Consider the following 4,996-nt stretch of genomic DNA (forward strand, 5'->3'; position numbering starts at 1 on the left):
TGATGTACCAGCGCTAGATATAAAAGATTTACACAAGACTTTTGGGCAAAATGAAGTTTTGAAGGGCATCTCATTAGAGGCCCACAAAGGGGACGTTATCTCCATTATCGGTTCCTCAGGTTCCGGTAAAAGTACCTTTCTTAGATGTATTAACCTTTTAGAAACCCCTACCGCAGGCGAAATTTGGGTCAATGGTGAATTGATCCAGATGAAAACTAATCGTCAGGGTGAGGCGCTTCCTGCCAATGAGAAGCAAGTTCAGCGTATCCGTTCTCGCTTAGCGATGGTTTTCCAAGGCTTTAACCTTTGGTCACATATGACTGTTTTGGAGAACGTTATCGAAGCTCCGGTTCATGTCTTAGGTGTTCCCAAATCTCAAGCGATTGAAAATGCAGAGCTGCTACTGAAAAAAGTAGGCCTGTATGAGCGCAAAGACTACTACCCAGGGCATCTATCAGGAGGTCAGCAGCAACGTGCTGCGATTGCACGAGCTCTAGCGGTAGATCCAGAAGTTATGCTGTTTGATGAACCAACATCGGCACTTGACCCAGAGTTGGTCGGTGAAGTGCTAGGCGTAATGCGCGATCTTGCCGAAGAAGGCCGTACCATGCTGGTGGTGACTCACGAAATGGCGTTTGCTCGTGACGTGTCAAATCACGTTATGTTCCTACATCAAGGATTAGTAGAAGAGCAGGGCGACCCTGCTAAGTTATTTACTAACCCTGAGTCCGAACGTCTTCAGCAGTTTATTTCTTCTATTTATTAATCGTCGCTTTAGCGGCAAACACAACAATCAACTAAGTTCAAAATTAAAAAAACACAATCACAGGAGTATGGAAATGAAAAAGTGGTTACTAGCTGCAACAATCGCAGCGACAGCGGTTACTGGCGTAGCTCAAGCGAAAGAATGGAAAGAAGTTCGCTTTGGTATTGAAGGGGCATATCCTCCGTTTAGCTGGACAGAGCAAGATGGCTCTATCAAAGGTTTTGATGTGGATATGGCTAACGCGCTATGTGCTGAAATGGCAGTGAAATGTAAAATCGTTCCTCAAGATTGGGATGGTATTATTCCTTCTCTACTTGCTCGTAAGTACGATGCAATCATCGCTGCAATGTCTATTACTGAAGAGCGCAAAAAGAAAGTCGACTTCACAGGCAAGTACGCTCAAATCCCTAACAAATTTATCGCTAAGAAGGGCGCAGGCTTAGATTTTGATAATCTAGATGGTCAAAAAATCGCAGTTCAGCGTGCAACAACTCACGACAAGTACCTAACAGATAACTACGGCGACAAAGTTGAAGTGGTTCGTTACGGCTCTTTCGATGAAGCGTACCTAGATCTTGCTAATGGCCGTGTGGTTGCAGTGCTTGGCGACGCGTCAGCACTAGAAGAAGGTGTGCTTAACAAAGAGGGTGGTGACGCTTATGAGTTCGTTGGCCCAGCGTTAACAGATGCGAAATGGTTCGGCGAAGGTATGGGTATTGCTGTTCGTAAGCAAGACAAAGACCTAACTAAGAAGCTAGACGCAGCTATCGTATCTCTACGTGAGAAAGGTATTTACCAAGATATCGCTGCTAAGTACTTCAAATACGACGTTTACGGTGAGTAATCGTTGATATGCGACCGTTGGTTCTTGTTCCAAGGAGTAGTAGCCAACGGTCGATTTTTAGAAAGTTTAGGGATCAGGAACTTACCTATGCTGGATCTACAAGGATATGAAGCCTCTATACTAAAAGGGGCCGTAGTGACTATTGAGGTCGCGCTATTGTCGCTGTTGCTAGCAACGATTTTAGGTTTGCTAGGAGCATTGGCAAAGTTAGCTCCATACCGTTGGGCGCGAGCTATTGCAACGCTTTACACCACAGTGATTCGTGGTATCCCCGATTTAGTTCTAATGATGCTGATTTTTTTCGGTGGACAAATTCTACTTAACAACAGTCTCTATTCGATCAACGAGTCGCTCAATGAGTGGTTTGCCTCAAGCGATCCCAATCATGAATGGACTTCTTATCTGCCTGACTATATTGATGTCAGCCCATTTATTGCAGGTATACTGACTATCGGCTTTATCTTTGGCGCATACATGGCGGAGACTTTCCGCGGTGCGATTATGGCCGTAGACAAAGGTGAGTTAGAGGCCGCTAAAGCATACGGAATGAGCTCAGTACTCGCATTTCGTAGAATTCTGTTGCCACAAATGATTCGCCACGCGTTACCTGGCTTTGGTAACAACTGGCTGGTGCTATTAAAAACGACCGCTCTTGTTTCTATTATCGGTTTGGAAGACATGGTACGTATGAGCTCACTTGCTGCTGGCTCGACTAAGATGCCATTTACCTTTTACATGGCAGTTGCCATCATTTTCTTATTCTTTACCAGTGTCTCGACGGGCTTCTTGAAAATGGTAGAGCGCAAATTCAGTATTCATGCGAGGTAAAGAATGGATTTTTCGTTAGTTATAGAAAGCTTACCGATTTATCTGGAAGGGTTGTGGACCACAACTTGGCTTGTCACTTTAGCTTTGATTATCGGTTTGTTTGTCGCTATTCCACTTGGCGTTGCACGCAACAGTGAAAACTACTTGTTTAGTGGGCCAAGTTGGGCATTCATTTACTTTTTCCGTGGTACACCGCTGCTGGTTCAGCTCTATCTCATCTACTACGGAATGGACCAATTCTTCCCAGTCAAAGATACGCTATGGGAAAACGCTTGGTTCTGTGCACTGGTCGCGTTTGTACTCAACACTTCCGCGTACACCGCTGAAATTATCCGTGGAGCCATCAATGGTTTACCTAAAGGTGAAGTTGAAGCTGCGAAAGCCTACGGTATGGGTACCTTTATGACTTACCGTCGTATCATTCTGCCAAGCGCTTTACGTCGCGCACTACCTGCCTATAGTAATGAGGTGATCTTTATGCTTCACGGTAGTGCGGTAGCGGGTATTGTCACGATTCTAGACTTAACAGGTGCGGCACGTTTAGTGAACTCGCGTTACTATGCGCCATTTGAGTCTTTCTTGACGGCTGGTATGTTCTACATGGCGCTAACCTTTGTCATTCTGGCTTTCTTCAAGATGGCCGAAAAGCGTTTCTTAGCTTACTTAAGACCATTAAGTTAGAGCTTAAAAAATACAAAAAAGGCTTCCGAGTGGGAAGCCTTTTTTGTTTATGCGCTAGAGGTTAGCTGAGAATGATTAAGAAGGTACCGGCTAGAGTCATCAAAATATTCGCTATAGCGTAGGTGCCTGCATAACCTAAAGCGGGAATGGTGGATTTAGCGTAGTCATTCACGATGTCCATCGCAGGGGCGCAAGTTCTGGCACCAATGATGGCACCAAACAGTAATGCTCTGTTCATCTTAAGTACATATGCACCGACCAAGTAGGCAGCGACGACTGGCACAACACTGATGACAAACGCGAGGCCTATGACTTGAATTCCCACTTGAGACAGATGCTCAAACATTTTCCCACCTGCGCTGAGGCCAATCCCGACCATAAAGAACATCAATCCGAGGTCTTTGACCATGTTGAGCGCACCTTGCGGGATGTAACCAAATGTGGGGTGGTTAGCTCGTAAAAAGCCCAATGTAATACCCGAAAGCAGAAGACCCACCGCGTTACCTAGGCCGAAAGAGACTTGGCCGAAAGTCATTGTGACTAGGCCAAACATAATACCTAGAATAAAGAAGCTACAGAAGGCAAGTAGATCAGCCATTTGGCTATGGATCGAGATGAAACCGATTTTTTCCGCTAACCCATGTACACGACTCTTTTCGCCACTGACTTGGAGAACGTCACCTTTAGCAAGAACGATGTCTAAATCCATCGGCATTTCAATCTGTGCACGTACTACGCGATTGAGGAAACAGCCATACTCAGAAAGATTTAGGTCCGACAGGCGCTTTCCGGCGATTGAGTCACTCTTTACTACGATCTCTTCTTCCACGATTCGTAGATCAAGCAGGTTGCGGTCAAATACCTCTTTACCGTTGCGAAAGCTTGGGTCCAAGCGAGCATGGCTATCGGGAAAGCCTACCAATGCGATTTCGTCGCCTTGCTGTAAGATAGCATCACCATCAGGGTGGGCGAGAATACCGTTACGACGGATTCGTTCGATGTAGCAGCCGGTTTGACGATAGATACCTAACTCGCGTAGGTTCTTACCATCGATCCAATCAATCAGCTCTGGACCAACTCGATAAGCTCGAATAATCGGAAGGTACACTTTTCGTTGCCCAGCATTGCCCAACCCACGCTCTTGAGCGATTTGTTCAGCAGAGTCGGATAAGTTTTGTTTTTGTAGTTTTGGCAATAGCTTCGCAAACATAATCATGCTGATCAGGCCGATTAGGTAAGCCATTGCGTAACCAACGGATAAGTTCTCTGTGACCTGAGCGTAGTCCATATTGCGCGGTGTTGTCGCCAGTCCGGAATTTAGTGCGTCTTGCGCACCAACCAGAACTGGTGTCGAGGTCAGTGCGCCCGCCATCATACCTGCCGATAGACCAAAATCTAAGCCCATATAGTGGCTTGCATAGTAGGTAATGAAAAGCGCAGTAGACAGAACAATCATGCTGATGATGAAGTAGTGCTTGCCGTCTCGGAAAAAAATACCGAAGAAGTTAGGGCCTGCTTCAATGCCGACACAATAGATAAACAGCATGAAGCCAATGGTCAATGCTTCAGCGTTAAAGGTAAAACCGAGGTGACCCATTACTAATGAGGTGATCAGTACCCCAATGGAATTGCCAAGTTGGAAGTTACCGAAGCGGATTTTTCCAATACCTAGGCCTATTGCCAATACGACAAAGATGAGAAGAATCGGGTTTTGTTCGAGCAAGAGTACGACGTCAATGTTCACGGGCAAGTCTTGTGTGTGCCAACTAGATTAAGTGTGCGAATTGTAGCGTATTACCACTAAAAGATAAGTGATTTTTTTTATAATTTTCGATTAGCTGATTTAAGTAGAGTGGGTGAATTGCTCGGTAAAAATC

General features: G+C 45.5%; 5 protein-coding genes. 4 read left to right on the forward strand and 1 reads right to left on the reverse strand.

Features of this window, described 5'->3' with window-relative positions; genetic code table 11:
- The 4 genes from QTO00_RS14655 to QTO00_RS14670 form a co-directional block, all read left to right on the forward strand.
- Positions 1 to 766 (forward strand): ABC transporter ATP-binding protein (locus QTO00_RS14655; protein ID WP_331425455.1); only part of this gene is annotated, 766 nt, incomplete at its 5' end.
- A gap of 73 nt (positions 767 to 839) precedes the next feature.
- Positions 840 to 1,610: an ABC transporter substrate-binding protein gene (locus QTO00_RS14660; protein ID WP_331425456.1), complete on the forward strand. Its 771-nt coding sequence runs from the start codon at positions 840 to 842 to the stop codon at positions 1,608 to 1,610.
- An 87-nt stretch (positions 1,611 to 1,697) separates the two neighbouring features.
- Positions 1,698 to 2,438, forward strand: a complete 741-nt coding sequence (locus QTO00_RS14665) for an ABC transporter permease (RefSeq protein ID WP_331425457.1) — start codon at positions 1,698 to 1,700, stop codon at positions 2,436 to 2,438.
- Between the two features lie 3 nt (positions 2,439 to 2,441).
- Positions 2,442 to 3,119 carry an ABC transporter permease gene (locus QTO00_RS14670; protein ID WP_331425458.1) on the forward strand — a complete coding sequence of 226 codons (678 nt, stop codon included), beginning with the start codon at positions 2,442 to 2,444 and terminating at the stop codon, positions 3,117 to 3,119.
- A 61-nt stretch (positions 3,120 to 3,180) separates the two neighbouring features.
- On the opposite strand, the gene QTO00_RS14675 is transcribed toward QTO00_RS14670, so the two are convergent.
- Entirely contained in the window at positions 3,181 to 4,863 is a 1,683-nt protein-coding gene (locus tag QTO00_RS14675; protein ID WP_331425459.1) for an aspartate:alanine antiporter, read from the reverse strand.
- Positions 4,864 to 4,996: the final 133 nt, after the last annotated feature.

It is taken from the genome of Vibrio sp. M260118 (genome assembly GCF_036533755.1).
Lineage (GTDB): Bacteria > Pseudomonadota > Gammaproteobacteria > Enterobacterales > Vibrionaceae > Vibrio.

What these genes read in the sequence shown, in the direction of transcription:
- QTO00_RS14665 (WP_331425457.1), top strand. Translation starts at nt 1,698, where the DNA reads ATGCTGGATCTACAAGGATATGAAGCCTCTATACTAAAAGGGGCCGTA.
- QTO00_RS14660 (WP_331425456.1), top strand. Translation starts at nt 840, where the DNA reads ATGAAAAAGTGGTTACTAGCTGCAACAATCGCAGCGACAGCGGTTACT.
- QTO00_RS14670 (WP_331425458.1), top strand. Translation starts at nt 2,442, where the DNA reads ATGGATTTTTCGTTAGTTATAGAAAGCTTACCGATTTATCTGGAAGGG.